1 protein-coding gene is annotated in these 1,080 nt (G+C 76.5%); it reads left to right on the top strand.

Going from position 1 to position 1,080, the window contains the following annotated elements:
* Nucleotides 1–8: 8 nt before the first annotated feature.
* Nucleotides 9–1,080: ComEC/Rec2 family competence protein (locus AC27IO_RS24685; protein WP_498741275.1), on the top strand; the 1,072-nt coding region annotated here is incomplete at its 3' end.

Here is a 1,080-nt window from a genome sequence, read left to right as displayed (position 1 = left end):
CGGCGGCGCTGGGCGGGCTGCTGGGGGCCGTGGCGGCGGTGGTGCCGTCGGGCCGCGTGCGGCGGCTTGCCTGGTGCGGCTCGCGCGGGTGGATGCTGGCCTGCGGCCTGGTCTTCATGGGCGGCGCGACGGGGCTGCGGGCGCTGCTGTTCCTGCAGGGGGCCTTGCCGCCGGCGCTGGAAGGCCGCGACGTTGCCATCGTGGGCGTGGTGGCTGCCATGCCGCAGACCGGCGAATCCGGCGTGCGCCTGCGCATGGCGGTGGAATCGGCGGTGCTGGAGGGCCAGGCGGTCGCGGTGCCGCCGGTGATCGATGTGGCCTGGTACGTAGGCACCTTCGGCGAGGCCGCTGGCGCGGCGGACGTGCGGCGGCTGTCCACCCAGGTGCAGGCTGGCGAGCGCTGGCGCATGACCGTGCGCCTGAAGGCACCCCACGGCCTGCGCAACCCGCACGGTTTCGATGCCGAGCTGGCGTGGTGGGAGCAGGGCGTGCAGGCCACCGGCTACGTGCGCACCGGCGCGCGGGACGAACCGCCCCGCCGGCTGGAGGCGACCTGGCGTTACCCGGTGCAGCGGGCGCGCCAGGCGGTGCGCGATGCCATCCTGGCCCATCTCGCGCCGGTCGATGCCGGCACGGGCCTGGACGAAGGCGGCAACGCCGCCCGCACCCGCGCAGCGGGCGTGGTGGCCGCGCTGGTCACCGGCGACCAGCGCGCGATCGACCGGGCCGACTGGGACGTGTTCCGGGCCACGGGCGTGGCGCACCTGGTCAGCATCTCGGGCCTGCACATCACGCTGTTCGCCTGGCTGGCTGCCGCAGTGGTCGGTGCGCTGTGGCGCCGCGTGCCGCGCTGGTGCCTGGCCCTGCCGGCGCCGACGGCGGCGCTGGCCGGGGGCGTGCTGCTGGCCTGGGCCTATGCCGTGTTCAGCGGCTGGGGCGTGCCGGCGCAGCGCACGGTGTGCATGCTGGCCACCGTGGCGCTGCTGCGGCTTTCCGGGCGGCGCTGGCCCTGGCCCCAGGTCTGGCTGCTGGCCTGCGCGGTGGTCGTGCTGTCCGATCCCTGGGCGCTGCTGCAGCGGG

It is taken from the genome of Acidovorax sp. KNOB132 (genome assembly GCF_057541515.1).
This window is presented reverse-complemented; position numbering and strand designations above follow the sequence as displayed.